At 70.8% G+C, this 25,103-nt stretch carries 20 protein-coding genes; 10 read left to right on the top strand and 10 right to left on the bottom strand.

The features are described from left to right. Position 1 precedes the first annotated feature (1 nt). Positions 2–1,015 carry a COX15/CtaA family protein gene (locus tag ABZ453_RS03550; protein ID WP_359011113.1) on the top strand — a complete coding sequence of 338 codons (1,014 nt, stop codon included), beginning with the start codon at positions 2–4 and terminating at the stop codon, positions 1,013–1,015. Here ABZ453_RS03550 and ABZ453_RS03545 read toward each other — a convergent pair. Then, a complete protein-coding gene (locus ABZ453_RS03545) occupies positions 992–1,567 on the bottom strand; it encodes a hypothetical protein (protein ID WP_359011111.1) in 576 nt (191 codons plus the stop codon). The genes ABZ453_RS03550 and ABZ453_RS03545 overlap by 24 nt on opposite strands. Positions 1,568–1,636: 69 nt before the next feature. After that, on the bottom strand, positions 1,637–2,200 hold the full coding sequence (locus ABZ453_RS03540) for a hypothetical protein (RefSeq protein ID WP_359011109.1): 564 nt from the start codon (positions 2,198–2,200) through the stop codon (positions 1,637–1,639). A gap of 255 nt (positions 2,201–2,455) precedes the next feature. Between ABZ453_RS03540 and ABZ453_RS03535 the strand changes: the two genes are divergently transcribed. Then, positions 2,456–3,943: a hypothetical protein gene (locus ABZ453_RS03535; protein ID WP_359011107.1), complete on the top strand. Its 1,488-nt coding sequence runs from the start codon at positions 2,456–2,458 to the stop codon at positions 3,941–3,943. A gap of 503 nt (positions 3,944–4,446) precedes the next feature. On the opposite strand, the gene ABZ453_RS03530 is transcribed toward ABZ453_RS03535, so the two are convergent. The 3 genes from ABZ453_RS03530 to ABZ453_RS03520 form a co-directional block, all read right to left on the bottom strand. Further along, on the bottom strand, positions 4,447–5,553 hold the full coding sequence (locus ABZ453_RS03530) for an amidohydrolase family protein (RefSeq protein WP_359011105.1): 1,107 nt from the start codon (positions 5,551–5,553) through the stop codon (positions 4,447–4,449). Between the two features lie 78 nt (positions 5,554–5,631). After that, complete coding sequence (locus tag ABZ453_RS03525; RefSeq protein WP_359011103.1) at positions 5,632–5,952, bottom strand: hypothetical protein; 321 nt, start codon at positions 5,950–5,952, stop codon at positions 5,632–5,634. A gap of 195 nt (positions 5,953–6,147) precedes the next feature. Then, positions 6,148–7,101, bottom strand: a complete 954-nt coding sequence (locus ABZ453_RS03520) for a heme o synthase (protein ID WP_359011101.1) — start codon at positions 7,099–7,101, stop codon at positions 6,148–6,150. A gap of 348 nt (positions 7,102–7,449) precedes the next feature. Between ABZ453_RS03520 and tkt the strand changes: the two genes are divergently transcribed. From tkt to pgl, 5 genes are read left to right on the top strand one after another with little or no spacing between them, the layout of a single operon-like run. Further along, on the top strand, positions 7,450–9,552 hold the full coding sequence (gene tkt, locus ABZ453_RS03515) for a transketolase (RefSeq protein ID WP_359011099.1): 2,103 nt from the start codon (positions 7,450–7,452) through the stop codon (positions 9,550–9,552). A gap of 33 nt (positions 9,553–9,585) precedes the next feature. Next, positions 9,586–10,704 carry a transaldolase gene (gene tal / locus ABZ453_RS03510; protein ID WP_359011097.1) on the top strand — a complete coding sequence of 373 codons (1,119 nt, stop codon included), beginning with the start codon at positions 9,586–9,588 and terminating at the stop codon, positions 10,702–10,704. A gap of 4 nt (positions 10,705–10,708) precedes the next feature. Further along, on the top strand, positions 10,709–12,247 hold the full coding sequence (gene zwf, locus ABZ453_RS03505) for a glucose-6-phosphate dehydrogenase (RefSeq protein ID WP_359011095.1): 1,539 nt from the start codon (positions 10,709–10,711) through the stop codon (positions 12,245–12,247). Further along, the gene (gene opcA, locus ABZ453_RS03500; RefSeq protein ID WP_359011093.1) at positions 12,244–13,362 is read left to right on the top strand and encodes a glucose-6-phosphate dehydrogenase assembly protein OpcA; all 1,119 of its coding nucleotides are present in this window, start codon (positions 12,244–12,246) and stop codon (positions 13,360–13,362) included. The genes zwf and opcA overlap by 4 nt, the downstream gene beginning before the upstream one ends. Continuing rightward, positions 13,359–14,165 (top strand): 6-phosphogluconolactonase, encoded by an 807-nt coding sequence (pgl, locus tag ABZ453_RS03495; protein WP_359011091.1) that lies wholly within the window; start codon positions 13,359–13,361, stop codon positions 14,163–14,165. The genes opcA and pgl overlap by 4 nt, the downstream gene beginning before the upstream one ends. A 38-nt stretch (positions 14,166–14,203) precedes the next feature. Here the strand turns inward: pgl and ABZ453_RS03490 are convergent, their stop codons facing one another. From ABZ453_RS03490 to ABZ453_RS03470, 5 genes are all read right to left on the bottom strand, one after another. Beyond that, positions 14,204–15,043 (bottom strand): carbohydrate ABC transporter permease, encoded by an 840-nt coding sequence (locus ABZ453_RS03490; RefSeq protein ID WP_359011089.1) that lies wholly within the window; start codon positions 15,041–15,043, stop codon positions 14,204–14,206. Next, the gene (locus tag ABZ453_RS03485) at positions 15,040–16,398 is read right to left on the bottom strand and encodes an ABC transporter permease subunit (RefSeq protein ID WP_359011087.1); all 1,359 of its coding nucleotides are present in this window, start codon (positions 16,396–16,398) and stop codon (positions 15,040–15,042) included. The genes ABZ453_RS03490 and ABZ453_RS03485 overlap by 4 nt, the downstream gene beginning before the upstream one ends. 6 nt (positions 16,399–16,404) lie before the next feature. Continuing rightward, the gene (locus ABZ453_RS03480) at positions 16,405–17,733 is read right to left on the bottom strand and encodes an ABC transporter substrate-binding protein (protein WP_359011183.1); all 1,329 of its coding nucleotides are present in this window, start codon (positions 17,731–17,733) and stop codon (positions 16,405–16,407) included. 57 nt (positions 17,734–17,790) lie between these two features. Beyond that, positions 17,791–19,401: an alpha-amylase family glycosyl hydrolase gene (locus ABZ453_RS03475; protein ID WP_359011085.1), complete on the bottom strand. Its 1,611-nt coding sequence runs from the start codon at positions 19,399–19,401 to the stop codon at positions 17,791–17,793. 142 nt (positions 19,402–19,543) lie between these two features. Then, positions 19,544–20,812 (bottom strand): ABC transporter substrate-binding protein, encoded by a 1,269-nt coding sequence (locus tag ABZ453_RS03470; protein ID WP_359011083.1) that lies wholly within the window; start codon positions 20,810–20,812, stop codon positions 19,544–19,546. A 122-nt stretch (positions 20,813–20,934) separates the two neighbouring features. Between ABZ453_RS03470 and ABZ453_RS03465 the strand changes: the two genes are divergently transcribed. The 3 genes from ABZ453_RS03465 (at position 20,935) to ABZ453_RS03455 (ending at position 25,040) form a co-directional block, all read left to right on the top strand. Further along, the gene (locus ABZ453_RS03465) at positions 20,935–21,450 is read left to right on the top strand and encodes a PadR family transcriptional regulator (protein WP_133042668.1); all 516 of its coding nucleotides are present in this window, start codon (positions 20,935–20,937) and stop codon (positions 21,448–21,450) included. Further along, on the top strand, positions 21,447–22,196 hold the full coding sequence (locus ABZ453_RS03460) for an ABC transporter ATP-binding protein (protein ID WP_133042669.1): 750 nt from the start codon (positions 21,447–21,449) through the stop codon (positions 22,194–22,196). The genes ABZ453_RS03465 and ABZ453_RS03460 overlap by 4 nt, the downstream gene beginning before the upstream one ends. A gap of 561 nt (positions 22,197–22,757) precedes the next feature. Beyond that, positions 22,758–25,040 carry an FtsX-like permease family protein gene (locus ABZ453_RS03455; RefSeq protein WP_359011080.1) on the top strand — a complete coding sequence of 761 codons (2,283 nt, stop codon included), beginning with the start codon at positions 22,758–22,760 and terminating at the stop codon, positions 25,038–25,040. Positions 25,041–25,103 lie beyond the last annotated feature (63 nt).

Here is a 25,103-nt window from a genome sequence, read left to right as displayed (position 1 = left end):
GATGGGGCGCGTGCCAAACGTGACCCGCGCCGACGCCCTCGCGGCCGTGCGCAATCCGCTCGCCTTCATCGCCGCACGCTGGACCCCGACACCCCGGACGGTTCAGCGGGCGGCCCTCTCCGCGCTCGTCATGTCGGTGGTCATCGTCGTCACCGGCGGTGCGGTGCGGCTGACCGGGTCCGGGCTCGGCTGCCCGACCTGGCCCACGTGCACGGCCGACTCGCTCACCACGACCAGCGCCATGGGCGTGCACGGCGTGATCGAGTTCAGCAACCGCATGCTGACGTACGTGCTGTGCGCGGCCGTCGGCTGGGCGATCATCGCGGCGCGCTCCGAGAAGCCGTACCGGCGCTCTCTGACCCGGCTCGGCTGGGCCCAGTTCTGGATCGTGATGAGCAACGCGGTCCTCGGCGGCATCGTGGTGCTGGTCGGCCTCAACCCGTACACGGTCGCGGCGCACTTCCTGCTGTCCTCCGGCCTGATCGCGGTCGCCACGGTGATGTGGCAGCGCACTCGCGAGGGCGACGGGGCTCCGCGCCCGCTGGTCGGCAAGCCGGTGCAGCAGCTGGTGTGGTTCCTGGTGACCGCGTCCGTCCTGCTGATCGCGGTGGGTACGGTCGTGACCGGTGCCGGGCCGCACGCGGGTGACTCCAAGGAGGTCGAGCGGATCCCGATCGACTGGGAGACGGTCGCCAAGCTGCACGCGGTGCTCGCCTGGATCGTGGTGACGCTGACCTTCGCCCTGTGGTTCATCCTGAAGGCGGTCGACGCCCCCAGGGGCCCGCTGGTCCGCACCCGTGAACTGTTCCTGGTCCTGCTCGCCCAGGGCGTCATCGGCTACGTCCAGTACTTCACGCACCTTCCCGAGTTCCTGGTCGGCCTGCACATGCTCGGCTCCGGCCTGATCTGGATCTGGGTCCTGCGCGTGCTGCTGGCGCTGCGCGAGCGGCCCGGGGCGGATCTGGGGATTCCGGGGCCGGCGCAGTCGGGGTCAGCTGTCGGGGCGGGGGTCTGAGGGCGAGCCCCCGGTACGGGTCAGGCCCTCCTCGGGGCTGTCCCGAGGCGGTGTGAGCAGTGTGTTGAAGACGGCGTGCAGCTTGTCGACCGTCTGCCGGGAGAACATCCCGACGAGCGCGGCCACAGCGGTGACGCCGTAAGGATTGATGTCCCCGGACGAGGCCATGCTGGTTGTCAGCCCGCCCCGCAGGACGCAGTACACGACCAGCGCCAGCACGGCGCCCACGACGGGCTCCAGAAGGTACATCGGCAGCCAGCTGCGCCTGAGTCTCCGGTCGCCGACGTACTCGTAGACCGAGCGCAGCACATGGATGAGCGCGCCCAGGCCGCCGGCCGCCGTGACCACCAGGAAGAGCAGGGTGTCGCGCGGCAGAAGAGGTGTCCAGAGCAGGATCCGCACCCGCTCGGCCTTCGCGGCGCCACCGCCCGGCACGGCGGTGGTGGGCCAGGCCTGGATCAGTACGGTGGCGAGGGCGACGGTGAGCACGAGCAGCACACCGACCAGCACGACGACGTCCCACCCCGTCGCGAACTGGATGCCGGCGGTCATGCCCTCCTCGGACGCGGCCTCGCCCGAAGACCGCGGTCTTCCGCTCTCCCCCTCGCTCACCGCCGTCGCCTAGTCCCTGCCGGAGTCCTGCGCGTCGACGAGGCCTGCCTGCTCCAGACAGACGGCGCCGCGCGGGGTGATCGTCCACACGTTGTGCCGCCACTGGCGGCCCTTCCACGCCACGCCCGACGCCAGCAGTTTGCGGCCGACCCGGCTGACCTCGGTGATGTCCACGTCCAGCCGCTCGGCGAGCTGCTCGTTGCTCAGGCCCGGTTCCCGGGCGACCTCGATCAGGAAGCGGGCCGCGTGGCCCTGCGGATCCAGCTTCAGCCGCAGTCCCGAGGGCAGCCGGCGCAGCGCCCAGAACGTCACGTCGATCAGTCCGAGCAGCCTGCCGCGCTGCTCGACGACCTTGGGGTTGTCGCCCTCCGGTACGAGCTGTCCGTACAACCGCCGCAGCCCGTCGTGGGCCGTGCGCAGGGCCGGCTCGTCCGCCGCCAGGGACGCGTCGGTGATGAGCATGCCCAGCGAACTGAAGCACTCGTCCGACATGCCGTAGTCGACCTGCATGTCGTCGATCAGATCGCGCACCTCGGTCGCCCTGTCGCGCCGAGCGCTCTCCTGCTCGCTCATGGTCGTCCCCCGATCCACTCCTCGGCTGTGGGTCCTCCTCCACCATGCGGCGATGTCAAGTGAGTGTCAAGTGAGACCGTCATGATTTTTTGCGTACTTGTCGAAACGTTCAGGACGCATATGCGCGAGCCGCCGTTAATATTCTCGCTACGCGCTCACGCATCGGGGGGATGAACCATGGACGAGGAAATGCCGCGCGCAGCCTCGCATTCGATCAACGGGGTTGAATTATCGACCGATCCGGCCGATCTGTTCGTGATTCTCTACGATCTCCTTCCGGAAGAGCGCTTCCGCGCCGACGAGGCGATCGATTGGTTACGACATTCGACCGTCCTGGGAATCGCGGACCATGTGTGCAAGCAGGTCCTGGGCAGCGGCCGCGTCACCGGGCGACTGGCGGGGGACATCGTCCGCGAGGTCGACACCCACGGCCACCTCGGCATGTTCGCCGTCCTGGTCGGTCTCGACTGGGCCCTGGCGGCTGCCAATCCGTTCAGCCCCGGCTTCGACGAGCCGACCATGTCCTGGCTGAGCGTCCGCTACATCCGCCACAACCGGCTGAACAACCCGCACGAGACGACCGGGCTGCTGCTGCCCCGGTGCGCCCGCCCCGGCAAGGTCATGGCGGAGTGGGAGAACAAAGCGGATTTCTTCAACGTGCACCGGGTCACCCCGGACGACTGCCGGCAAATCCGCATGGGCCGGATACCGAGCCGGAACGACCCGGCATTCAGCACCGAGCAGCCGATTTCCGTCGGCTCGGTTCCCCTCCTGGAAAAGTACTCCGATCTGGAGTTCGAATGGCGCCCTAAAGGCCCGGGCCTGCGATACCGGATCACGCCGTCCGAGGCCCGTCTCACCGAGCGCGTCCGTCAGGCGGTCCGCAATCTCTGGGAGTCGGACGCCCGGATCGGCGTCCTTCCGGAGAGCACGCTGTCCACTCCCCTGCTGCGGCACTGGAGCAACCTGCTCAGGGAACTGCCCGAGGACAGCGCCCTGGAGTGGGTGCTGCTGGGCACCGGACCGATCGACGACACGAACGAGGAACCCAGCGCCGACGTCCCGCCCCCCAACCGGGCCGTGCTGATGGACTGCCGCACCGGCCAGGTGATCCTGGAGCAGGACAAGATGGCCGGCTTCACGCTGACCGCCGACCTCGCCGCCCAGTGGCGGCTGCCCGGGGAACCGCACCAGGGGCTCGCCCGCGAGGACATCACCCGGGGTCTGGAGATCACCGTGCTGGAGAGCACCCTGGGGCGCATCGCGGTGTTCATCTGCGAGGACGTCAAGCAGTCCGTCCGCTGGGCGGCCAAGCTGCAGGCGTTCGGGGTCTCCCACATCTTCGTCCCGCTGTTCGCCGCGCCGATCATGCGCGCCAGGGCCCAGTGGGAACGCCAGGCGGCCCAGCGCTGTATCGAGGAGTTCGGCGCCTCGGTCGTCCTGGCCAACAGCCTCGCCGTCGGCGCGGAGATGCACACACCGCCCTACGTCGAGCCGGGGGACGGCTTCAACTGCGTCGTGACCGGGCCGCGCTCCCACCGGGCGACGACGTACGGCGAGTACGACACCCAGTTCTGCCGCGCCGGCAGCGCCGTCGACCTGTCCCGGGTGATCTACCGCGACGACACCGAGGTGACCCCCGCGGACGGCTTGCTCCCGCTTCCCGTCCTGCGACCGGGCTGGGCCGAGGTGGACCCGGTCTGGACGGAGACGGACGACGAGCCGGAGCAGGAGGCCGGCTAGCGCCGTGCGCACCAGCCGCGGGGGGCCGCCCCAGCGCACCGAGGCGGTGGGACGGCCTCGCGCACTCAGTTCGTGTACCCGGTGCAGGCGCAGGTCGTGGGCGAACCGCTCCAACGGTCCCGCTTCCGGGTCCGGCCGGTTCCGTGCACGTGCCGTCACGCATCCCAAGCTCGTCGGAAAGGCCCCCGTTCAGCCGGGACAGTCAGTCACGTGACGCCGCTGGGGCGTTGCGCACAGAGCGCCGTTTTCGCGCCGTTGTTCGGGACGTTGCATGGAGGGCAGGACGGCTGGGCGTCGGGCAGAACGGGCGGGTCGTGGGCGCCGTGGGAATCCGTCCCGTCAGGGCCGTTCGGGCTTGCGAGCCGGGAGCCAGGCACGCGGTCCTCCGCCCCGCGACTCGTAGGACGCCGGGCAGCCACAGCCGTGGGTCGGCCGCAGTCGACGACCGCGGTCAGAAGAGTGGCCTCGCCACGCCGGCGACCCCGGACCGGACCACGCGAGCATCACTCCAGCCCGTACACCCTCCGCGCGTTGCCCGCCGCCACCATCCCCGCGACCCGCTGGGCGTCCGTGAGGGACCACGCGCCCTCGGTGACCCAGGTGCCGAGGACCCGGGCGAGGGACTCGCGGAACAGGTGGGCGCCCACCACATGCAGTTCCGGCAGGCCGTGGGCGCCGCTGGAGAAGAGGATCTTGCCGAAGGGGGCCAGCTCCAGGATCTCGGCGAGGACGCCGGCCGAGCGTGCGCCGGTGCGGATGAGTGCGGCGCCGGAGTCGGCGTAGACGTGCGGGAAGACGCCGGCGAGGTGGGCGGCGTGGCGGTGGTACGGGTAGCCGTGCAGCAGGATCAGGTCCGTGCCGAGGCCGGCCGTCGCGCGCACGAAGTCCGTGAGGAGCACCGGGTCCGTGCGGTCGATGCGGGTGCCCGGTTCACCGAGGCCCGCGTGGAGCTGGAGGGGGCGGCCCGAGGCCACGGCGATCCACAGGAGGTGGCGCAGCAGGACCGGGTCGGTCAGTTCACCGCCCACCCCGCGGCCCGCCAGCCACCGCCCCGCCGCGCCCCGCACCTCCCCCGGGCCGGGCGGCTCGGGCGCCAGTGCCAGACCGTGCCGTACGCCCGCGACCGAGGTGAAGGCGACGGCGGTCGCGGCGGCGCCGTGCACCGACTCGGCGAGGTTGGCGAGGAAGGACTCGACGGTTCCGGAGGTGTCGGCGACCTGCTCCGCGAGCAGTTCCAGCCGCACGATCTCATGGGCGTCGGCGTCGCCCGTGGACGCCATCTCGGACGGTCCGGTGAGGTCGCCGGGCAGCCCCGTGTCGACCAGGTACGTCGTGATGCCGCTGCCCCGCAGCAGCCTGCGGCCCGATTCCAGTACGCCGAGCTCCCGGCGGCGGGCGAGATAGCGGGCGGGGTGACAGTGCGGTTCCAGACCGAGTAAGGGAGGACACCAGCGTCGTACGGCGAAACCGGTCTGGGTGTCGAAGAGGGTGGTGCCCGGGGCGGGCGGGCCCTCGGTCCGGGCCAGCTGGGTCTCGAAGGTCCCGAGACCCAGCTCCGTTCTCAGCACGCCGTGGCAGTACTGGTCCACCAGGGACGGCGTTTCGATCATCCGGACTCCCCGTGGGACGTGGTCTTACACGTCCTAACGGGTGAACCGGGTGGGAGGTCGCGGGCTGAGGGCCGTCGCTCAGCCGCCGACCTGGATGCCGGCCATCCGCTTCCACTCGTAGGCGCCGGTGCGGACCTTCGCCGCGAACTCGCCGTCGAAGGACTCGTGGGCGGTGATGCCGGACTGCTCGACCGCCTTGCCGGCGATCTCGTAGGTGGGGGCGACCAGGTCGCCCCAGGCGCCGTCCTCGCCGACGAGGACGATGCGGGCGCCGCGTTCGCCGATGTAGGCCACCTGACCCTCGGCACCGCCGTGCGCCTTGGAGAAGGCCTGGATCCGCTGGGCGAGCTTCGCCGCCTTGCGCTCCGCCTTCGCGTCAACCTGCTGCGTGTCTGCCATGCCCAGGATGCTACCCACGAGTAGATCAACTGGCGACGGCTGGGCTGCGTGACCCCCGCCTCACCGGCGGCTGAGCGGACCTGGTGAAGTCCGCCGCGGTTCGGTAGCGCCCCGAAGCGGCGCGGGGAACTGCGCGACCGGCCACGACGGCGCCGCGGACGACCGACGACGCATCCGGCACTTCCAGCGGAGCGCTCAGCGCAGGAAGGGGTCCACCGCGATCGCCACGAACAGCAGCGACACATAGGTGATCGACCAGTGGAACAGGCGCATCTCCTTGAGCTTCGCGCCCGTCACCTCCGCCTTCGCGCGGCTCTGCAGCCCGTGCGCCTCCCACAGCCACCAGCCGCCCGCGACAAGCGCGACCGCGGTGTAGAACCAGCCTGTGTAGCCGAGCGGGGTGAGCAGGAGAGAAACGGCGACCATGACCCAGCTGTAGATCACGATCTGCTTGGCGACCACCTTGTTGGAGGCGATGACCGGCAGCATCGGCACGCCCACGCGCGCGTAGTCCTCCCTGACTTTCATCGACAGCGGCCAGTAGTGCGGCGGCGTCCAGAAGAAGATCACCAGGAAGAGGATGAGCGGGGCCCAGGACAGGGAGTCGGTCACGGCCGACCAGCCGATCAGCACCGGCATACAGCCCGCGATGCCGCCCCACACGATGTTCTGCGAGGTACGGCGCTTGAGGATCATCGTGTAGACGACGACGTAGAAGAGGAGAGCGCCGAGGGAGAGCCAGGCGCTCAGCCAGTTGACGGTGAGGCCGAAGAGCAGGGTGGAGACGACCGCCAGGGAGATGCCGAAGGCGAGGCACTCGCGCGGGCTCACCATGCCGGTGACCAGCGGACGCTGCGAGGTGCGGTCCATCAGCGCGTCGATGTCGCGGTCGATGTACATGTTGAGCGCGTTCGCGCCGCCCGCGGAGAGGTAGCCGCCGACGCAGGTGAGCAGGACCAGCTTCAGGTCCGGCACCCCCCGCTGGGCCAGGAACATCACCGGCACGGTGGTGATGAGCAGGAGCTCGATGATCCGCGGCTTGGTCAGCGCCACGAACGCCTTGACACGGGCCCCGAACGGCCGGTGACGCGGGCTCTCGCTCGCACCGAGTACACCCGCTGGACGGGATTCGACGGCCGTCACGCACACCCCTACAGAGACATCCCAGCGAGCCTCACCCGTGTGAAGTCCCGGTAAAGGCTCGCGCGTACCACGCCACTGTAGACGTTGCCCATACCCCGACCTTCGCGGGGGTGGGGTCGTGTTGGCGGGGGCCCGCCGGCAGCGGCTGCGGAAGCTCGATTGAGCAGTCAGATGAGCGGCTGCGTATTCACTTGCCGAACACGCATCACCGCAGTCGGGAGGCGGATCCCCCGCGGGCCGGGCAGTCTGGAATGACTCGAAAAAACGCGCTTGTTCCGGGGGTAGGCTCGACAGCGGCCGGTGGGCGTCCAGTGCACCGGCGTTCGAACATGTGGAGAGGAGCCCTGACCCAGGGTGAGCACCAAGCCGACCACCACAGACCTCGAGTGGACCGAGTTGGACCAGCGGGCCGTCGACACCGCCCGTGTCCTGGCCGCCGACGCCGTACAGAAGGTCGGCAACGGCCATCCGGGTACGGCCATGAGTCTGGCGCCCGCCGCCTACACCCTCTTCCAGAAGGTGATGCGGCATGACCCGGCCGACCCGGACTGGGTGGCCCGCGACCGCTTCGTGCTGTCCGCCGGCCACTCGTCCCTGACCCTCTACACACAGCTCTACCTGGCCGGCTTCGGCCTGGAGCTGGACGACCTCAAGGCCTTCCGCACCTGGGGCTCGAAGACCCCCGGTCACCCGGAGTACGGCCACACCAAGGGCGTCGAGACGACGACGGGCCCGCTGGGCCAGGGCGTCGCCAACGCCGTGGGCATGGCCATGGCCGCCCGCTACGAGCGCGGTCTGTTCGACCCCGAGGCCCCGCAGGGCGAGTCCCCGTTCGACCACTTCATCTTCGCGATCGCCGGTGACGGCTGCCTCCAGGAGGGCATCTCCGCCGAGGCCTCCTCGCTGGCCGGCCACCAGAAGCTCGGCAACCTGATCCTGCTGTGGGACGACAACCACATCTCGATCGAGGGCGACACCGAGACGGCCGTCTCCGAGGACACCGTCAAGCGCTACGAGGCCTACGGCTGGCACGTGCAGCGCGTCGCGCCGAAGCCGGACGGCGACATCGACCCGCACGCGATCTACAACGCGATCGAGGCCGCGAAGAAGGTGACGGACAGGCCGTCCTTCATCGCGATGCGCTCGATCATCGCCTGGCCCGCCCCGAACGCGCAGAACACCGAGGCCGCCCACGGCTCGGCGCTCGGCGACGACGAGGTGGCCGCCACCAAGCGCGTCCTCGGCTTCGACCCGGAGAAGAGCTTCGACGTCTCCGACGAGGTCCTCAAGCACACCCGTCAGGCACTGGACCGCGGCCGGGAGGCGAAGGCCGAGTGGGAGAAGTCCTTCCAGCAGTGGCGGGAGGACAACCCCGAGCGCGCGGCCGAGTTCGACCGCATCAGCAAGGGTGAACTGCCCGCCGGCTGGGAGGAGAAGATCCCGGTCTTCGAGACGGGCAAGGGCGTCGCCACGCGCGCGGCCTCCGGCAAGGTGCTGCAGGCGCTCGGCGCCGTCATCCCCGAACTGTGGGGCGGCTCCGCCGACCTGGCCGGCTCCAACAACACGACGATCGACAAGACGTCGTCCTTCCTCCCGGCGGACAACCCGCTGCCGGAGGCGAACCCGTACGGCCGCACCATCCACTTCGGCATCCGCGAGCACTCCATGGCCGCGGAGCTGAACGGCATCACCCTGCACGGCAACACCCGTGTCTACGGCGGTACGTTCCTCGTCTTCTCCGACTACATGCGCAACGCCGTACGCCTGTCGGCGCTGATGCACCTGCCGGTGACGTACGTATGGACGCACGACTCCATCGGCCTCGGCGAGGACGGCCCCACCCACCAGCCCGTCGAGCACCTCGCCTCGCTGCGCGCCATCCCGGGCCTGAACGTGGTCCGCCCGGCCGACGCCAACGAGACCGCCATCGCCTGGCGCGAGATCATGCGCCGCTACACCAAGGTCTACGGCAAGGGCGCCCCGCACGGTCTCGCGCTGACCCGTCAGGGCGTGCCGACGTACGAGCCCAACGACGACGCGGCCAAGGGCGGTTACGTCCTGTTCGAGGCCGAAGGGCCCGACGGGCAGAGCGCAGCAGCTCAGGTCATCCTCATCGCCACCGGTTCCGAGGTGCACGTCGCCGTCGAGGCGCGCGAGCAGCTGCAGGCGGACGGGGTGCCGACGCGGGTGGTGTCCATGCCGTCCGTGGAGTGGTTCGAGGAGCAGGACCAGGGGTACCGGGACAGCGTCCTGCCGCCGCAGGTGAAGGCGCGGGTCGCGGTCGAGGCCGGTATCGGACTCACCTGGCACAAGTACGTCGGGGACGCCGGCCGCATCGTTTCCCTGGAGCACTTCGGTGCTTCCGCGGACGGCAAGGTCCTCTTCCGCGAGTTCGGCTTCACTGCCGAGAACGTGGCCGCCAAGGCCCGGGAATCCATCGCGGCCGCCCAGCGCTGACGCCCGTACACGACACGTAGGAGATGTAATTCCATGACAGACGCACTCAAGCGCCTCTCCGAGGAGGGCGTCGCGATCTGGCTGGACGACCTGTCGCGCAAGCGGATCACGTCCGGCAACCTCGCCGAGCTGATCGACCAGCAGCACGTCGTGGGCGTCACCACCAACCCGACGATCTTCCAGAAGGCGATCTCCGAGGGCGACGGCTACGACCAGCAGCTGTCGGACCTCGCCGCCCGCAAGGTCACCGTCGAAGAGGCCATCCGCATGATCACCACGGCGGACGTCCGCGACGCCGCCGACATCCTGCGCCCGGTCTTCGACGCCACCGAGGGCCAGGACGGCCGCGTGTCGATCGAGGTCGACCCGCGCCTGGCCCACAACACCAAGGCCACCGTCGCCGAGGCCAAGCAGCTCGCCTGGCTCGTCGACCGGCCCAACACCCTCATCAAGATCCCGGCCACCGAGGCGGGTCTGCCGGCGATCTCCGAGACCATCGGTCGCGGCATCAGCGTCAACGTCACGCTGATCTTCTCGCTGGAGCGCTACCGCAAGGTCATGGACGCCTACCTCACCGGCCTGGAGAAGGCCAAGGAGCGCGGCCTGGACCTGTCGAAGATCCACTCCGTGGCGTCCTTCTTCGTGTCCCGGGTGGACACCGAAGTCGACAAGCGGCTCGACGCCCTGGGCACCGACGAGGCCAAGGCGCTGCGCGGCAAGGCCGCCATCGCCAACGCCCGGCTCGCCTACCAGGCGTACGAGGAGGTGTTCTCCTCGGAGCGCTGGAGCAAGCTGGAGAACGCGGGCGCCCGCAAGCAGCGTCCGCTGTGGGCCTCCACCGGCGTGAAGGACCCGGCGTACAAGCCGACCCTCTACGTCGACGAGCTGGTGGCGCCGAACACGGTGAACACCATGCCGGAGGCCACCCTGCACGCCACCGAGGAGAGCGGCTCGATCACCGGCAACACCATCGCCGGCACCTACGAGCAGGCCCGCGCCGACCTCGACGCGCTCGAGAAGCTCGGCATCTCGTACGACGAGGTGGTGCAGCTCCTGGAGGACGAGGGCGTCGAGAAGTTCGAGGCGTCCTGGAACGACCTGCTCAAGTCGACCGAGGCGGAGCTGGAACGCCTCGCCCCCGCGGAGGGCTGAGACCTTGGCCCCTCTTTCCGGTTCCGGAGCGAACCCGCTTCGTGACCCCGCCGACCGACGGCTCCCGCGTATCGCGGGGCCGTCGGGCCTGGTCATCTTCGGCGTCACGGGCGACCTCTCCCGCAAGAAGCTGATGCCCGCCGTGTACGACCTCGCCAACCGGGGTCTGCTGCCGCCGGGTTTCTCGCTGGTGGGCTTCGCCCGCCGCGAATGGCAGAACGAGGACTTCGCCCAGGAGGTCCACGACGCCGTCAAGGAGCACGCCCGTACGCCGTTCCGTGAGGAGGTCTGGCAGCAGCTCATCCAGGGGATGCGCTTCGTCCAGGGCACCTTCGACGACGACGAGGCCTTCGAGCGGCTGCGCGGCACCATCGAGGAGCTGGACAAGGCCCAGGGCACGGGCGGCAACTTCGCCTTCTACCTGTCGGTGCCGCCGCGCTCCTTCCCCGTGGTCATCCAGCAGCTGAAGAAGCACGGGCTGGCGGACCAGACCGGCGGCTCCTGGCGCCGCGCGGTCATCGAAAAGCCCTTCGGCCACGACCTGAAGTCGGCCGAGGAGCTCAACAAGGTCGTCCACGAGGTCTTCGCCCCGGACCAGGTCTTCCGCATCGACCACTACCTGGGCAAGGAGACCGTCCAGAACATCCTGGCGCTGCGCTTCGCCAACACGATGTTCGAGCCGATCTGGAACCGGTCCTTCGTGGACCATGTGCAGATCACCATGGCCGAGGACATCGGCATCGGCGGCCGCGCCGGCTACTACGACGGCATCGGCGCCGCCCGTGACGTCATCCAGAACCACCTCCTGCAGCTCATGGCCCTGACGGCCATGGAGGAGCCCGCCTCCTTCGACGCGGACGCGCTGGCCGCGGAGAAGACCAAGGTGCTCGGGGCCGTCCGGCTGCCGAGGGACCTGGGCCGGGACACCGTGCGCGGTCAGTACGCGGCGGGCTGGCAGGGCGGTGAGAAGGCGGTCGGGTACCTCCAGGAGGAGGGCATCGACCCCAACTCCAAGACCGACACCTACGCGGCCATCAAGGTGGAGGTGGACAACCGCCGCTGGGCGGGTGTCCCCTTCTATCTGCGCACCGGCAAGCGTCTGGGCCGGCGCGTCACCGAGATCGCGGTCGTCTTCCAGCGGGCCCCGCACTCCCCCTTCGACCACACGGCGACGGAGGAGCTGGGCAAGAACGCGATCGTCATCCGCGTCCAGCCGGACGAGGGCGTGACGGTCCGCTTCGGCTCCAAGGTGCCCGGCACGTCGATGGAGATCCGGGACGTGTCGATGGACTTCGCCTACGGCGAGTCCTTCACCGAGTCCTCCCCCGAGGCGTATGAGCGTCTGATCCTGGACGTCCTGCTCGGCGACTCGAACCTCTTCCCGCGCACCGAGGAGGTCGAGCTGTCCTGGAAGATCCTCGACCCGATCGAGGAGTACTGGGACGCCAACGGCAAGCCCGCCCAGTACCCGGCCGGTACCTGGGGGCCCGTCGAGGCGGACGAAATGCTCGCACGAGAGGGACGGAGCTGGCGCCGGCCATGAAGATAGACCTCACGGACACCACGGCCAGCAAGATCAACAAGGCGCTGGTGCAGGGCCGGCGGGCCATCGGCACGCCGGCCGTCGGCATGGTGCTCACGCTGGTCATCGTGACGGACGAGGAGAACGCGTACGACGCTCTGAAGGCGGCGAACGACGCCTCGCGCGAGCACCCCTCGCGCACGCTCGTCGTCATCAAGCGGGTCTCCCGCTCGCCCCGCGACCGTACGTCGTCCCGCCTGGACGCGGAGGTCCGGGTGGGCGCGGACGCGGGGACGGGCGAGACGGTGGTGCTGCGTCTGTACGGCGAGATCGTGGACCACGCGCAGTCGGTCGTCCTGCCGCTGCTGCTGCCCGACGCGCCCGTCGTCGTCTGGTGGCCCGTCAACGCCCCGCTCGACCCGGCGAACGACCCGCTGGGCGCCCTGGCCCAGCGCCGGGTCACGGACACCTACGCCGCCGAGCAGCCGGTACGGGAGCTCACGGCCCGCGCCGACACCTACACCCCCGGCGACACCGACCTCTCCTGGACCCGCATCACGCCCTGGCGTTCGATGCTGGCGGCCGCTCTCGACCAGGTCACCTGCCAGGTGGAGGCCGTCGAGGTGGAGGGCGAGGAGTTCAACCCCAGCTGCGAGCTGCTGGCGATGTGGCTGGCGGACCGGCTGGACGTGCCGGTGAAGCGGTCGCTGTCGTCGGGCCCCGGTCTGACGGCGGTCCGGATGCACACGGACTGCGGTCCGATCACCCTGGACCGCGCGGACGGTTCCCTGGCGACCCTCTCCATCGAGGGCCAGCCGGACCGTGCGGTGGCGCTGAAGCGGCGTGAGACGGCCGAGCTGATCGCGGAGGAGCTGCGGCGGCTGGACCCGGACGACACATACGCCTCGGCGCTGCGGTTCGGCGTCGAGAAGCTGAACGACGGCCCCTCCTTCCAGGAACCCGCTCCCAAAGGAGAAGCGGTCGCCAAAGGAGATCCGGTCACTTCAGGACAGCCCTCCGGTGCCGAGCCCGTCGCCGTCGAAGCGCCTGTCGAGGACGCTGCGAAAGCTCCCGCGAAGGAAGCGGCGGCGCGGGAACCGGTGAAGCAGGAGTCCACGAAGGCGGCGGCGAAATGAGCACTCCGCAGCTGGTCGTGCACCGCGACAAGGAACTGATGGCGCAGGCCGCGGCGGCCCGTCTGATCACGAAGATCGTGGACGCGCAGGCCTCCCGGGGCTTCGCCTCCGTGGTCCTCACGGGCGGCCGCAACGGCAACGGCCTGCTGGCGGCGCTGGCCGCGGCTCCGGCCCGGGACGCGATCGACTGGGGCCGGCTGGACCTGTGGTGGGGAGACGAGCGCTTCCTGCCCGAGGGCCACCCGGAGCGCAACGTCACCCAGGCCCGCGAGGCCCTGCTCGACGCCGTCCCGCTGGACCCGAAGCGCGTGCACGCCATGCCCGCGTCGGACGGTCCGTACGGAGCGGACGTGGACGCGGCGGCGGAGGGGTACGCGGAGGAACTCGCGCGTGCGGCCGGCCCCGAGTCGTGGACGTCAGCGGCTGGCGCCGCGGGCGCGTCGGTTCCCACCTTCGACGTCCTGATGCTGGGCGTCGGCCCCGACACCCATGTGGCGTCGCTCTTCCCGGAACTGCCCGCGGTCCGGGAGACGGAGCGCACGGTGGTCGGTGTCCACGGCGCCCCGAAGCCGCCGCCGACCCGGATCACGCTGACCCTCCCCGCCATCCGCGCGGCCGCCGAGGTGTGGCTGCTGGCGGCGGGCGAGGACAAGGCGGAGGCGGCGGCGATCGCCCTCTCCGGCGCGGGCGAGATCCAGGCCCCGGCGGCGGGCGCCCAGGGCCGCCGGCGCACCCTGTGGCTGCTGGACGCGGCGGCGGCCTCCCAGCTGCCCCGCTCCCTGTACCCACCGGCCTCGCCGTGAGCGTGCGGTGGGGGTTCCCTTCGGGAGCCCCCACCGTCTCATTTCACCGACCCGGCCATCACGCCCTGCACGAAGTGCCGCTGGAAGGCGAAGAACACCACCAGCGGGACCACCAGGGACACGAACGCGCCCGGTGCCAGGACGTCGATGTTGCTGCCGAACTGCCGTATCTGGGACTGGAGTTCCACGGTCAGCGGTTGTGACGAGGGGTCCGCGAACAGCAGGGCGACCAGCATGTCGTTCCACACCCACAGGAACTGGAAGATGGCCAGCGAGGCGATCGCGGGGCGCCCGACGGGCAGCACCAGCCGGGTGAAGATGCGCCATTCGCTGCCGCCGTCCATCCGTGCCGCCTCCAGCATCTCCTTCGGCATCTCGGCGAAGTAGTTGCGCAGGAGGAAGACGGCGAAGGGCAGTCCGTACGCCACGTGGAAGAGGACGACACCGGGGATGGTGCCGAACAGGCCCAGTTCTCCGAAGAGTTTGGCGACGGGCAGCAGGCCGATCTGCACCGGCACCACCAACAGGGCCACCACGAGAAGGAAGACGGCCTCGCGTCCGGGGAAGTCCAGCCAGGCGAAGGCGTATCCGGCCAGCGCGGCCAGGACGACGACCAGGGTCGTCGCCGGCACCGAGATCAGCACCGTGTTCCAGAAGGCCTGTGTGATGCCCGCGTTCTTCAACAGCGCCGAGTAGTTGTCGAAGGACAGTTGGCCGGGGCTGGTGAACGCGGTCCACCAGCCGCTGCTCGCGGAGTCTCCGGACGACCGCAGCGAGGACATGAACAGTCCCGCGAGCGGTGTCAGCCATACCAGGCCGATCAGGACGAGGAAGGCCTGCACCAGACCACTGCTCAGGCCCCGTCGTATCGCCTTCATCGCTGACTCCCTCTAAAACGGCGGACGTTGAAGACCATGGCGGGGACGACCAGCAGGAGGAGCAGGACGCCCAGCGCGCTGCCCAGGCCCTGGTTGTTGCCGCCGCCGAAGGACACCAGCCACATCTGCGTGGCGAGCACGGTCGCGTCCTCCTGCACGTCCCCGGGCGCGATGATGTAGACGAGGTCGAAGACCTTCATCACGTTGATCAGGAGCGTCACGAAGACCACGGTCAGCACGGGCGCGAGGAGCGGGACCGTGATGCGGCGGAAGATCTGCCACTCGTTGGCCCCGTCCATCCGCGCCGCCTCCAGCGCGTCCCGGGGAAGGGTGGAGAGCCCCGCCCCGATCAGCACCATCGCGAAGCCGGTCCAGATCCACACGTACGCCCCGATGATCGCCGGTGTGACGAGCGCGGGGCCGAGCCAGGAGACGCCCTGGTAGGGCTGCGCGAAGTTCGAGGCCGGCAACTTCACCGTGTAGGAGCCCGGCTCGAGTCCGGTGAAGCGGAAGGAGCCGTCCGCCGCGGTCGTCGCATCGGCGACCGTCCTGCCGTCCCGCACCGCCTCGACCCGCACCTCGGGCAGCCCGCTCTCCCGCCGGTCGACCTTCCCCTGTGCTCCTCCCCCGCCGGGCGTGAAGTCCAGGTAGACGACGCCGCGCACCTCGTCGGCCGCCGCCGTGCGCTGTGCGGCCGGGTAGGCGGGCCGGGCCCCCTTCGGCAGGTCCTTCGGCGCGACACCGACCAGGCCCAGGGCCACCGAAGTACCTCGCTGGACACCGGCGTTGGTCTGGTACGAGCCGTCCCCTTCCTTCGCCAGACCGAACCCGTCCCGGGCCCGCGCGGTCGGGTACTGCGACGTGCCCTTGAAGGCGTCGTGCACCCCGACCACGGCCGCGTTCAGCACGCCCTTGTGCGGGTCCTCGTCGTAGGCGAGCCGGAAGATGATCCCGGCGGCCAGGAAGGACACCGCCATCGGCATGAACAGCAGCAGCTTGAAGGCCGTCGCCCAGCGCACCTTCTCCACCAGCACGGCGAGGATCAGACCGAGGCCGGTCAGCAGCGCCGGCGCGACCACGACCCAGATCGCCGTGTTGCGGATGGCCTTGAGGGTCGCCGGGTCGCGGAACATCTCGGTGTAGTTCTCGCCGCCCACGAAACGGGTGCCGGACGCGTCGAAGAAGCTGCGGCCGATCGAGAACAGCACCGGGTAGACCACCAGCGCGCCCAGCAGGAGCAGGGCGGGGAAGACGAACAGCAGGGCGACGATCCGGGCTCGCCGCCGGGAGCGCCGGGCGCGCTCGACGAGCCCAGTTCCGGGCGGACTTGTCTCTTTCACCAAGGTCGCTGTCATCGCGCGTCAGCCCTGGTACGCCTTGGCCGCGGCGGTCTCCAGCTTCGCCGCGGTGCCCTTCGGGTCGGACGGGTCGCGCAGGAAGTCCTGGAGCAGCTTCCACTCGCCGGCGCCCTTGGTGCCGCCGAACGCGGCCGGTGCCTGGTCGGACATGTCGAAGCGGACCGAGTCACCGGCGCCGACGAGGGACTTGGCGGTCGCCCGGGTGACGTCGTCGCCGTAGGCGCTGAGGTCGAGCTTCTTGTTCGGGGACAGGAAGCCGCCCGCCTTCGCCCACACGGCGGCCGCCTCCGGGGTCGCCAGGTATTCGAGGAGCTTCATGCCGGCCTTGGCGTTCTTGCCGTCCTTCAGGACCACCGCCGCGTCCCCGCCGCTGACGACGGGTGCCGCACCGCCGTCGACCGCTGGGAAGGGGAAGAAGTCGGCGTCCTGGCCGATGGTCTTGCCGAACTGGTCGTGGGCCACCCCGGCGACGAAGTCGCCCTCGTAGACCATGCTCGCCTCGGGCTTGGGGCCGAACACCTTCTCCACCGAGCCCGGGAAGTCGGTGTTGAGGGCCTCCTTCGGGCCGCCCGCGATCAACTGCCTGTCCTTGAAGAGCTTGCCGAGCGTGCCGAGCGCCCTGACCACCGAGGCGTCGGTCCACTTCAGCTTGTGGGCGGCGAGGGCGTCGTACTTCTCGGGGCCCGCCTGGGAGAGGTAGACGTTCTCGAACCAGTCGGTGAGGGTCCAGCCGTCCTCACCGGCGACGGAGAAGGCGGCGAGCCCGGAGTCGGAGACGGTGTGGCCGGCCTTCAGCATCTCGTCGTACGTCTTCGGCGGCTTGACGCCGGCCTGGTCGAGGGCGTCGGGGCTGTACCACACCGTCGACTTGTGGGCGGCCTTGAAGTAGAGGCCGTAGAGGCGGCCGTCGACGCTGCCGTACTTCTTCCAGACGGGTGCGTAACCCGCGTCCACCGCCTTCTCGGTGGTGGCCGACAGCGGGGTGAGCCAGCCCTTCTTCGCGAACTGCTGCAACACGCCGACCTGGGGGACCATCACCACGTCGGGGGCGTTGCCGCCCTCGATCTTGCTGCCGACGACCGTGGAGACGTTGTCCCCGGTGGAGACGAACTCGGTCTTGGCGCCGGTCTTCGCGCTGAACGCGTCCAGCACCTTCTGGAAGTTCTTCTGCTCGCTGCCGGTCCAGACACCGGCCACGGTGACCGTCTGTCCGTTCAGCGCCTTGTCGCCGCCTCCCGCCGTGACCGGTCCGCCGCCGCCACAGGCGGTCATGCCCAGGGCGAGGGTAAGGACGGTGCAACTGGTGAGCAGGGTCGTGCGTCGTCGCATCATCATCGATGTTCCTTTCAGGGATGGGGAAATGACGGGAGATGGGGAAGTGACGGGGGATCAGAGGTCGCTGATCCACCAGGCGGCCGTCGAGCCGGGGAGCACCCCGGCCGGGCATGGGCCGCTGGACAGCAGGGGGGTGCCGGAGACCGGCGAAGGGGTGGGCACCGTACCGAAGTTGACGGCGCAGACCAGGCCGTCGCCACGGACGAAGCCGAGAACGCCGGGCGGGGTGTCCAGCCAGCGGAGTGTGCCCTCGCCCAACTGGGGCAGGGCGGCACGCAGTTGGAGGCCGTCGCGGTACAGGTGCCAGAAGGAGCGGGTGTCGGCGAGGGCACGGTCGGTGGCGTACTCGGCGAAGTACTCCGGCTGCGGCAGCCAGGGCCGCGCGCTCTCGGCGCCGGAGGTGAAGCCGAAGGGCGAGGCCTGTCCGGACCAGGGCAGCGGGACCCGGCAGCCGTCGCGGATCCGGGCACGGCTTCCCGTGCGCCGGAAGATCGGGTCGGTGAGGACGTCGTCGGGCAGGTCGACGACCTCGGGCAGGCCGAGCTCCTCGCCCTGGTAGATGTACGCGGCCCCGGGCAGCGCCAGCATCAGCAGCGCGGCGGCGCGGGCGCGGGCGGCGCCGAGTCCGCTGCCCTCGGTGGCCGGTTCGCCGTACCGCGTCACCGTGCGGACCTGGTCGTGGTTGTTGAGGACCCAGGTGACCGTGGAACCGGTGCCGGCGATGTCCTGCATGGCCTCCGAGATGACCTTGCGGAAGGCGTCGGCGTTCCACGGGGCGCTCAGCAGGTCGAAGAAGAATGCCTGGTGGAGCTCGTCGGGGCGGACGTACCGGGCGTGTTCGCGGGCGGTCGGGACGGAGACCTCGCCGACCAGCAGCCGCTCCCGGCCGTCGCGGGCGGTGTACTCCTCGCAGGTGGCCCGCCAGCGCCGCCACACGTCGTGCACCTCGGGCTGGTTCCAGGCGAGCGGGTTGACCGAGTCGCGGGTGCGGGCGTCGGCCTCGGGGTCGTCGGCGTCGGGCAGGTCGGGGTGCTTGTAGAGACCGGCGGCCACGTCGATGCGGAAGCCGTCGATGCCCCGGTCCAGCCAGAAGCGCAGCACCCGGTCGAACTCGGCGCCGACCTCGGGGTTGCGCCAGTTCCAGTCGGGCTGCTCGGGCGCGAACATGTGCAGGTACCACTGGCCGTCGCCGATCCTGGTCCAGGCGGGGCCGCCGAACATGGAGTGCCAGTTGTTGGGCGGCTCGCCGCCTGCGGGGCCGCGTCCGTCGGCGAAGTGGAAGCGGGCGCGGGCCGGGCTGCCGGGCTCGGCCGCCAGCGCCTCCTGGAACCACGGGTGCTCGCTGGAGCAGTGGTTGGGCACGATGTCGAGGAGCACCTTGACCCCGAGCCGCCGGGCGGCCGCCACCAGCAGGTCGAACTCGGCGAGGTCGCCGAAGAGCGGGTCGACGCCGCAGTAGTCGGCCACGTCGTAGCCGTGGTCGTGCTGCGGGGACGGATAGAAGGGGCTCAGCCAGATCCCGTCGACACCCAGCTTCTTCAGGTACGGCAGCCCCGCCCTGACCCCGGCGAGATCGCCGACGCCGTCGCCGGTGCTGTCCAGGAAGCTGCGGACGTACACCTGATAGATCACCGCGTCCCGCCACCAGCGGTACTTACTCAGCATGCATGCATGTTAAGTAGGCGTGTCGAGAGGGTGTCAATGAAAAGAGCAGAAGCTACCGACTGGTTGGCGCCTCAAATCCTGACTTACTCGGGCAATAGGAAGCGAAGAGAGACCGTCGCGTTACCTAACAAGTAACTAGAAACTAGCGACCAGGGATCGCGGACAGCTCCCGGGCCAGACGGCGTGCCGCCGCCGCGGGCGTCTCGTGCCCGCTCATCGCGTCGTGCACGACCGCCTGGACGACCAGGCTGACCTGGTCGTACCGCGGGCTCTTGGGGCGCGGCTTCGCGTTGATCACGCTCTCGCGCAGGGTGGGGAGATACGGGAAGCGCCGGATCAGACCGGGATCCTCGTACAGCGCGGCACGGACGGGCGGCAGCGCCCCGCGCGTGAGGACCTGACGCTGGACCGGCGCGCTCGTGAGGTACGCGATCAGGCGCGCGGCCGAATCGGGGTGCCGGGCATGGGCGTTGACGGCGAGATTGGAACCGCCGAGGACACTGGTGCCGGGACCGTCCGGTCCGGGCAGCGGTACGGCGCCGATCCTCCCGGCGACCGGGGAGCCCTTGGCCGAGGCGAGGACGTAGGCGTAGGGCCAGTTGCGCAGGAAGAGCAGCTTGCCGTCCTGGAACGCCTGCTTTGACTCCTCCTCCTTGTACGTCAGCGCCGCCTTCGGTATCCAGCCCTCGCGCACCCCGCGCGCCAGGAACCCGATGCCCTCGGTCGCCGCCGAGTCGACGGTGACGCGGGCTCCCTCGTCGCCCAGGATGGTGCCGCCCGCCGAGTAGACGGCCTCGGCCGCGTTGACGGTCAGGCCCTCGTACGGCAGGAACTGCCCGGCGTAGCCGCCGAGTCCGTACTTCGGCGCGATCGTCCTCGCGTCGTGCTCCAGTTCGGCCCAGGTGCGCGGGGGCGGAACGCCCTGCTTGGCGAGGACGTCCTTGCGGTAGAGGAGCAGGCCGGCGTTGGTGACGTACGGGACGGCGTACAGACGTCCCTCGTAGGTCGCGGTGTCGGTGACCGGATCGAGGAAGGCCCCCAGGGGGAAGCGGTCGCGGGGCAGGGGGCGTATCCAGCCCGCGGCCGCGAACTCCGAGGTCCAGTTCACGTCGATGTTGAGGACGTCGAAGCGGCTGCGGTCGCCGTCGCGCAGGTCGGTCGCCATCTGCGCGTGGGTCTCGTCGGCGGAGTCCGGGAGTTCGACGAGGGTGACCTTCTCGCCGGGGTGGGTGCGGTTCCAGCCCTGGAGGAGGGGACCGAGATAGTGGGTGAGGTCGCCGGCGGTGGCGAGGGTGAGAGGCCCGCGACCGCCACCGGAGCCGTCCTGGGCACGGGCGCCCGAGGTGACATACCCCGTCAAGATCACGACGAGAACGAGAAGGCCCCTACCGGCGGCATGTATCCACCGCATAGGTTCCTCCTTGCGCACCCGGCACCGGGCACCCTCGCCCGGAGTCAGAGGCCATGTATACCTGTTAGGTATGGGCGATACTAGGGTCTGGCCCACATTACGCGGACGGGAGGACAGCACACGTGCGCCTGCCCCTCCTGGCACTTCTCGCGCGCGGTCCGGCCCATGGCTACGAGCTGAAGCAGGACCTTGAGCAACTGCTGGGCTCCGCGTACCCTCAGCCGAATGTCGGCCAGGTCTACGTGACCCTCGGCCGCCTCGAGAAACAGGGACTGATCGAGGGCGAGGACGTCGAGCAGTCCAGCCGGCCCAACAAGAAGGTCTACCACCTCACCGACACCGGGCGGGCCGCGCTGCGTGCCTGGTTCGAGGAGCCCGAGGACGAGCCCCGGGTGCGGGACGAGTTCTTCATGAAGCTGGCGCTCGCCCCGCAGACGGGTCTCGCCGACCAGATCGCGCTGATCAACAAGCAGCGGCGACAGTATCTGAACACCATGCGGCAACTGTCGAAGCTGGCCGCCGCCGAAGACCGGGACAACCGCATCGCCCAGTTGCTGATCGAGGGCGCGATGCTGCATCTGCAGGCCGACCTCGACTGGCTGGAGCGGTGCCAGGAAGAGCTGGAGGAGCTGGAATGAGCGAGCGTCCCGCTCCGGTGCTGCGTGCCGAGGGCCTGGTCAAGACGCATCACGGCGAGGGTGCCCCGGCGCATGCGGTGCGCGGGGTCGGCCTGCGGGTGCGGCGGGGCGAGTTCGTGGCCGTCACCGGGCCGTCCGGGGCCGGCAAGTCGACGCTGCTGCATCTGCTGGGCGGGCTGCAGCGCCCGGACTCCGGCAGCGTGTGGCTGGACGGCGAGTGCGCGGACGGGTGGAGCGAGGCGCGCTGGGCGGTGGAGCGCAGGAAGCGGATCGGGATCGTCTTCCAGTTCTTCAACCTGGTCTCGAACCTGTCCGTCGCCGACAACGTGGAGCTGCCGGCGCTGCTCGCCGGGGTGTCGCCGAAGCGGGCGCGCGCGGAGCGTGAGGAGCTGCTGGGCGAGCTGGGGCTGGCCGGCAAGGAGCGGAGCCTGCCGGGTGAGCTGTCCGGCGGCGAGCAGCAGCGGGTCGCGCTGGCCCGGGCCCTGGTCAACCACCCTCCGCTGCTGCTCGCGGACGAGCCCGCCGGCAGCCTCGACAGCAAGGGCACGCGCGAGGTGATGCGGCTGCTGTCCCGCTTCCACGGCCGGGGCCAGACGATCGTGCTGGTCACCCATGACGCCCGGCTGGCGAGTGCCGCGGACCGGGTGATCAGCTTCTTCGACGGCCGCATAGCCGACGACGCGGACCTGGACGACACCCTGTCCCGCCGGGCAGGCATCTCCGGGGTACTGGAGTTCAAGGACTGACATGCGGACGTACGACGACGGCTACGAGCCGACGGGAACGCGGTTCGTCCCCCCTACGACCACCGACCGCGGCCCCCGGCGGTCAACCGCGCGGGCGGGTGACATCTGCACCCGTCCGCTGCCGACGCGGGACGGCTGCGACGCGCCCGCGACGACCACCCCTGCGAGCGGGCCCGCCACCCGGCGCAGCCCCCAGGTCTGCGGCATCCGCGCCCGCACCGACGTCCGTCGGCCGGACCCGACCGACGGCGACGAGGCAACGGGGGCCCCGCCCGCCGGCCCCCCGGGCACCCCTCATGCCCGACGGCCACCGACACCCGACGGCCCGGCAGCTACGGCAGCTACGGCAGCTACGGCAGCTACGGCAGCTACGGCAGCTACGGCAGCTACGGCAAGGGTGACCTGCAAGGCCGCGAGCGGTGCCCGCGCCCGGCAGTCCCCGGGGGCCGGCTGCGACCTCGCCCGGCGACCGGCCCCGGGCCACGACCGTGCGGCTGCGGGGACGGCGGTCGTCTGCTTCGCCCCGTCGGTGGCCCCGTGCCGGGTGGGGGGCTGATCTGCGTGTGGGCGACTTTGCGCTGGGCGCACTCCGATCTGCGGGCGCATCGGGGTGAGGCGTTGTTCCTCGTGCTCGCCACCGCCGGGATCGTCGTGTCCCTGCTGCTGGCGACCGCCCTCTTCGGGTACGCCACCAATCCCTGGCAGCGGGTCTTCACCCAGGCACGCGGCGCGCACGTGTGGATCCACACGAATCCCACCGCCGACGTGCGCGAGCTGGCGCGACTGGACGGCGTCGAGTCCGTCGCCGGCCCCTACCCCACCGCCTCCACCACCCTTGTCTCCCGCGGCACCCGCGCCGCCGTCGAGCTCCGCGTGACACCCGAACGCCCCACGGTCGGCAACCCGCTGGTCACCGCCGGCCGCTGGCTCGACCCCGGCACTCCCGACGGCGTCGTGCTGGAGAGCCACCTGGCCCGCGCGCTGCTCGCCGCGCCCGGCGACCGGCTGACCCTGCCCGGTACGCCACGGACCGTGACCGTCCTGGGCGTGGCCGACAGCGCGGAGCCCCGCTACAGCCCAGGTGAGCAGCCCGGCCTGGTCTGGGCCCTGCCCTCCGCCGTACCGCACCCCACCGGCCAGGTCATCGGCCTGCGCCTGACCAACCCCGAGGACACGGTCTACATCCTCCTGCGCGCCGCCGCCGAACTCGGCCCCGGCACCATCGGCGAGATCTCCACCTGGAAACAGGCCCGCGCCGAGGCCCAGGGCGACAACCGGTTGCTCGGCCAGGTACTGGGCCTGTTCGGCCTGGGCGCCCTGATCGCGGCCGGACTCGCGGTGCACGGCGCGATCACCACCCGCATCCGCGGTCACCTCCGCGACATCTCGGTGCTCAAGGCGATCGGCTTCACCCCGGCCCAGGTCGTCCGGGTGTTCCTCTTCCAGCACATCGTGTACGCCCTCCTCGGCGCCGTCGGCGCGGCGGCGCTGACGCAGGCCCTGGGCAGCCGCATCCCGGGCCGCCTCGGCGACGCGGTCGGCGTCTGGCAGGGCCTGCCCGGCCACACACTGGCTCTGTTCGCGATCCCCGCCGGCGCGGTCCTGTTCATCGGCGCGACGACGGGCCTCGCGGCCTGGCGCGCGGGACGGGTCCCGCCCGTACCGGTACCCCGCCCCGCGGTGGCGCGCGGCGGACGTCTGTCCGGGGTGGCGCGGCGGGCGCTCGGCGTACGGCTGCCCCCCGCGCTGGTCCTGGGCTGGCACACGGCGTTCACCCGCCGGGTCCGCTCACTGGCGACCGTCGTCCGGCTGGCCCTGCCGCTGCTGCTGATGGTCGTGGCGATGAACGCGTGGACCACCATCGACCGGGCCCAGAGCCGGCCCGAGCGGATCGGGCTGCCCGCCGCGCTGTCCGTGCACACGGACGCGGGGCTCGGCGAGCGCGACGCCCGTGCGCTGCTGGCACGGGATCCGCAGGTCGCCGCCGTCTACCCGAGCGTGGAGGTGGCCGCGCTCGTCGCCAACCAGACCGCGACGATCGCCCTGCGCGGCCTCGGCACCCGGCAGGACCCGTACCCCTACACCCTCGCCGAGGGCCGCCTGCCGCACGGCAGTGAAGAGGCCGTGGCCGGGCAGGGCCTGCTCGACCTGACGCACTCCCGGGTCGGCGACTGGGTGCGCATGACCGTCGGTGATCAGCCGCAGATCCTGCACATCGTGGGCCGCAGCATCGAGCCGGAGAACGCCGGCCGGGTCATCTCCACGTCCCTCGACACCCTCCGCGAGAACGACCCGCGGCTGACCCCGAGCGTCTACCAGCTGCGCCTGCGCCCCGGCGCCGACCCGCACACGGTCGCCGCCCGGCTGACCGGTGCCGGGCACGGACAGCTGGAGGTGCACGCCGTCACCAACCCGGCCGAGGGGCTTTCCCCGCTGCGCTCGGTCGTCGTCGGACTGATCGGCGTCCTCGCCCTGATCGGGATCGTCGAACTGCTCACCGCGATCGGCGGCATGGTCCGCGAGAGCGAACGCGATCTGCTCGCCCTCAAGGCCATCGGCCTGTCTCCGCGCCAGATCACCGCGATCACCGTCACGGCCACCGGCTGCACCGCCCTGGCCGCCGTCCTCGTCGGCACGACCCTGGGCGCCCCGCTCGCACGCTGGTTGATCGACGCCCAGGGCAGATCGAGCGGCATCGGCTCGGGCATCGCCCAGACCCCGCCGCCACTGCTGCTGGCGCTGTTCGGCACGGCAGCGGTCCTGGGCGCGACCGCGCTCGCAGCCCTGCCGGCGGCGCGCGCGGCCCGACGCCGGTTGGCGGACACCCTGACGGCGGTGGCCTGACCGCGGGCAGCACGGGACGCCCAGCCTGACGGGCGCCCCGCAGCCGCAACGGACGGGACGCAC

The organism is Streptomyces sp. NPDC005799 (genome assembly GCF_040630525.1).
GTDB classification, from domain to species: domain Bacteria; phylum Actinomycetota; class Actinomycetes; order Streptomycetales; family Streptomycetaceae; genus Streptomyces; species Streptomyces griseorubiginosus_B.
This window is presented reverse-complemented; position numbering and strand designations above follow the sequence as displayed.

Excerpts from the sequence above, each read along its gene's own strand:
- ABZ453_RS03530 (WP_359011105.1), bottom strand. The coding sequence starts at position 5,553 with ATGATCGAAACGCCGTCCCTGGTGGACCAGTACTGCCACGGCGTGCTG.
- ABZ453_RS03460 (WP_133042669.1), top strand. The coding sequence starts at position 21,447 with ATGAGCGAGCGTCCCGCTCCGGTGCTGCGTGCCGAGGGCCTGGTCAAG.
- ABZ453_RS03485 (WP_359011087.1), bottom strand. The coding sequence starts at position 16,398 with ATGACAGCGACCTTGGTGAAAGAGACAAGTCCGCCCGGAACTGGGCTC.
- ABZ453_RS03550 (WP_359011113.1), top strand. The coding sequence starts at position 2 with ATGGGGCGCGTGCCAAACGTGACCCGCGCCGACGCCCTCGCGGCCGTG.
- ABZ453_RS03525 (WP_359011103.1), bottom strand. The coding sequence starts at position 5,952 with ATGGCAGACACGCAGCAGGTTGACGCGAAGGCGGAGCGCAAGGCGGCG.
- opcA (WP_359011093.1), top strand. The coding sequence starts at position 12,244 with ATGAAGATAGACCTCACGGACACCACGGCCAGCAAGATCAACAAGGCG.
- ABZ453_RS03545 (WP_359011111.1), bottom strand. The coding sequence starts at position 1,567 with ATGACCGCCGGCATCCAGTTCGCGACGGGGTGGGACGTCGTCGTGCTG.
- ABZ453_RS03490 (WP_359011089.1), bottom strand. The coding sequence starts at position 15,043 with ATGAAGGCGATACGACGGGGCCTGAGCAGTGGTCTGGTGCAGGCCTTC.
- pgl (WP_359011091.1), top strand. The coding sequence starts at position 13,359 with ATGAGCACTCCGCAGCTGGTCGTGCACCGCGACAAGGAACTGATGGCG.
- ABZ453_RS03470 (WP_359011083.1), bottom strand. The coding sequence starts at position 20,812 with ATGCGGTGGATACATGCCGCCGGTAGGGGCCTTCTCGTTCTCGTCGTG.
- ABZ453_RS03475 (WP_359011085.1), bottom strand. The coding sequence starts at position 19,401 with ATGCTGAGTAAGTACCGCTGGTGGCGGGACGCGGTGATCTATCAGGTG.
- ABZ453_RS03480 (WP_359011183.1), bottom strand. The coding sequence starts at position 17,733 with ATGATGCGACGACGCACGACCCTGCTCACCAGTTGCACCGTCCTTACC.
- ABZ453_RS03540 (WP_359011109.1), bottom strand. The coding sequence starts at position 2,200 with ATGAGCGAGCAGGAGAGCGCTCGGCGCGACAGGGCGACCGAGGTGCGC.
- tal (WP_359011097.1), top strand. The coding sequence starts at position 9,586 with ATGACAGACGCACTCAAGCGCCTCTCCGAGGAGGGCGTCGCGATCTGG.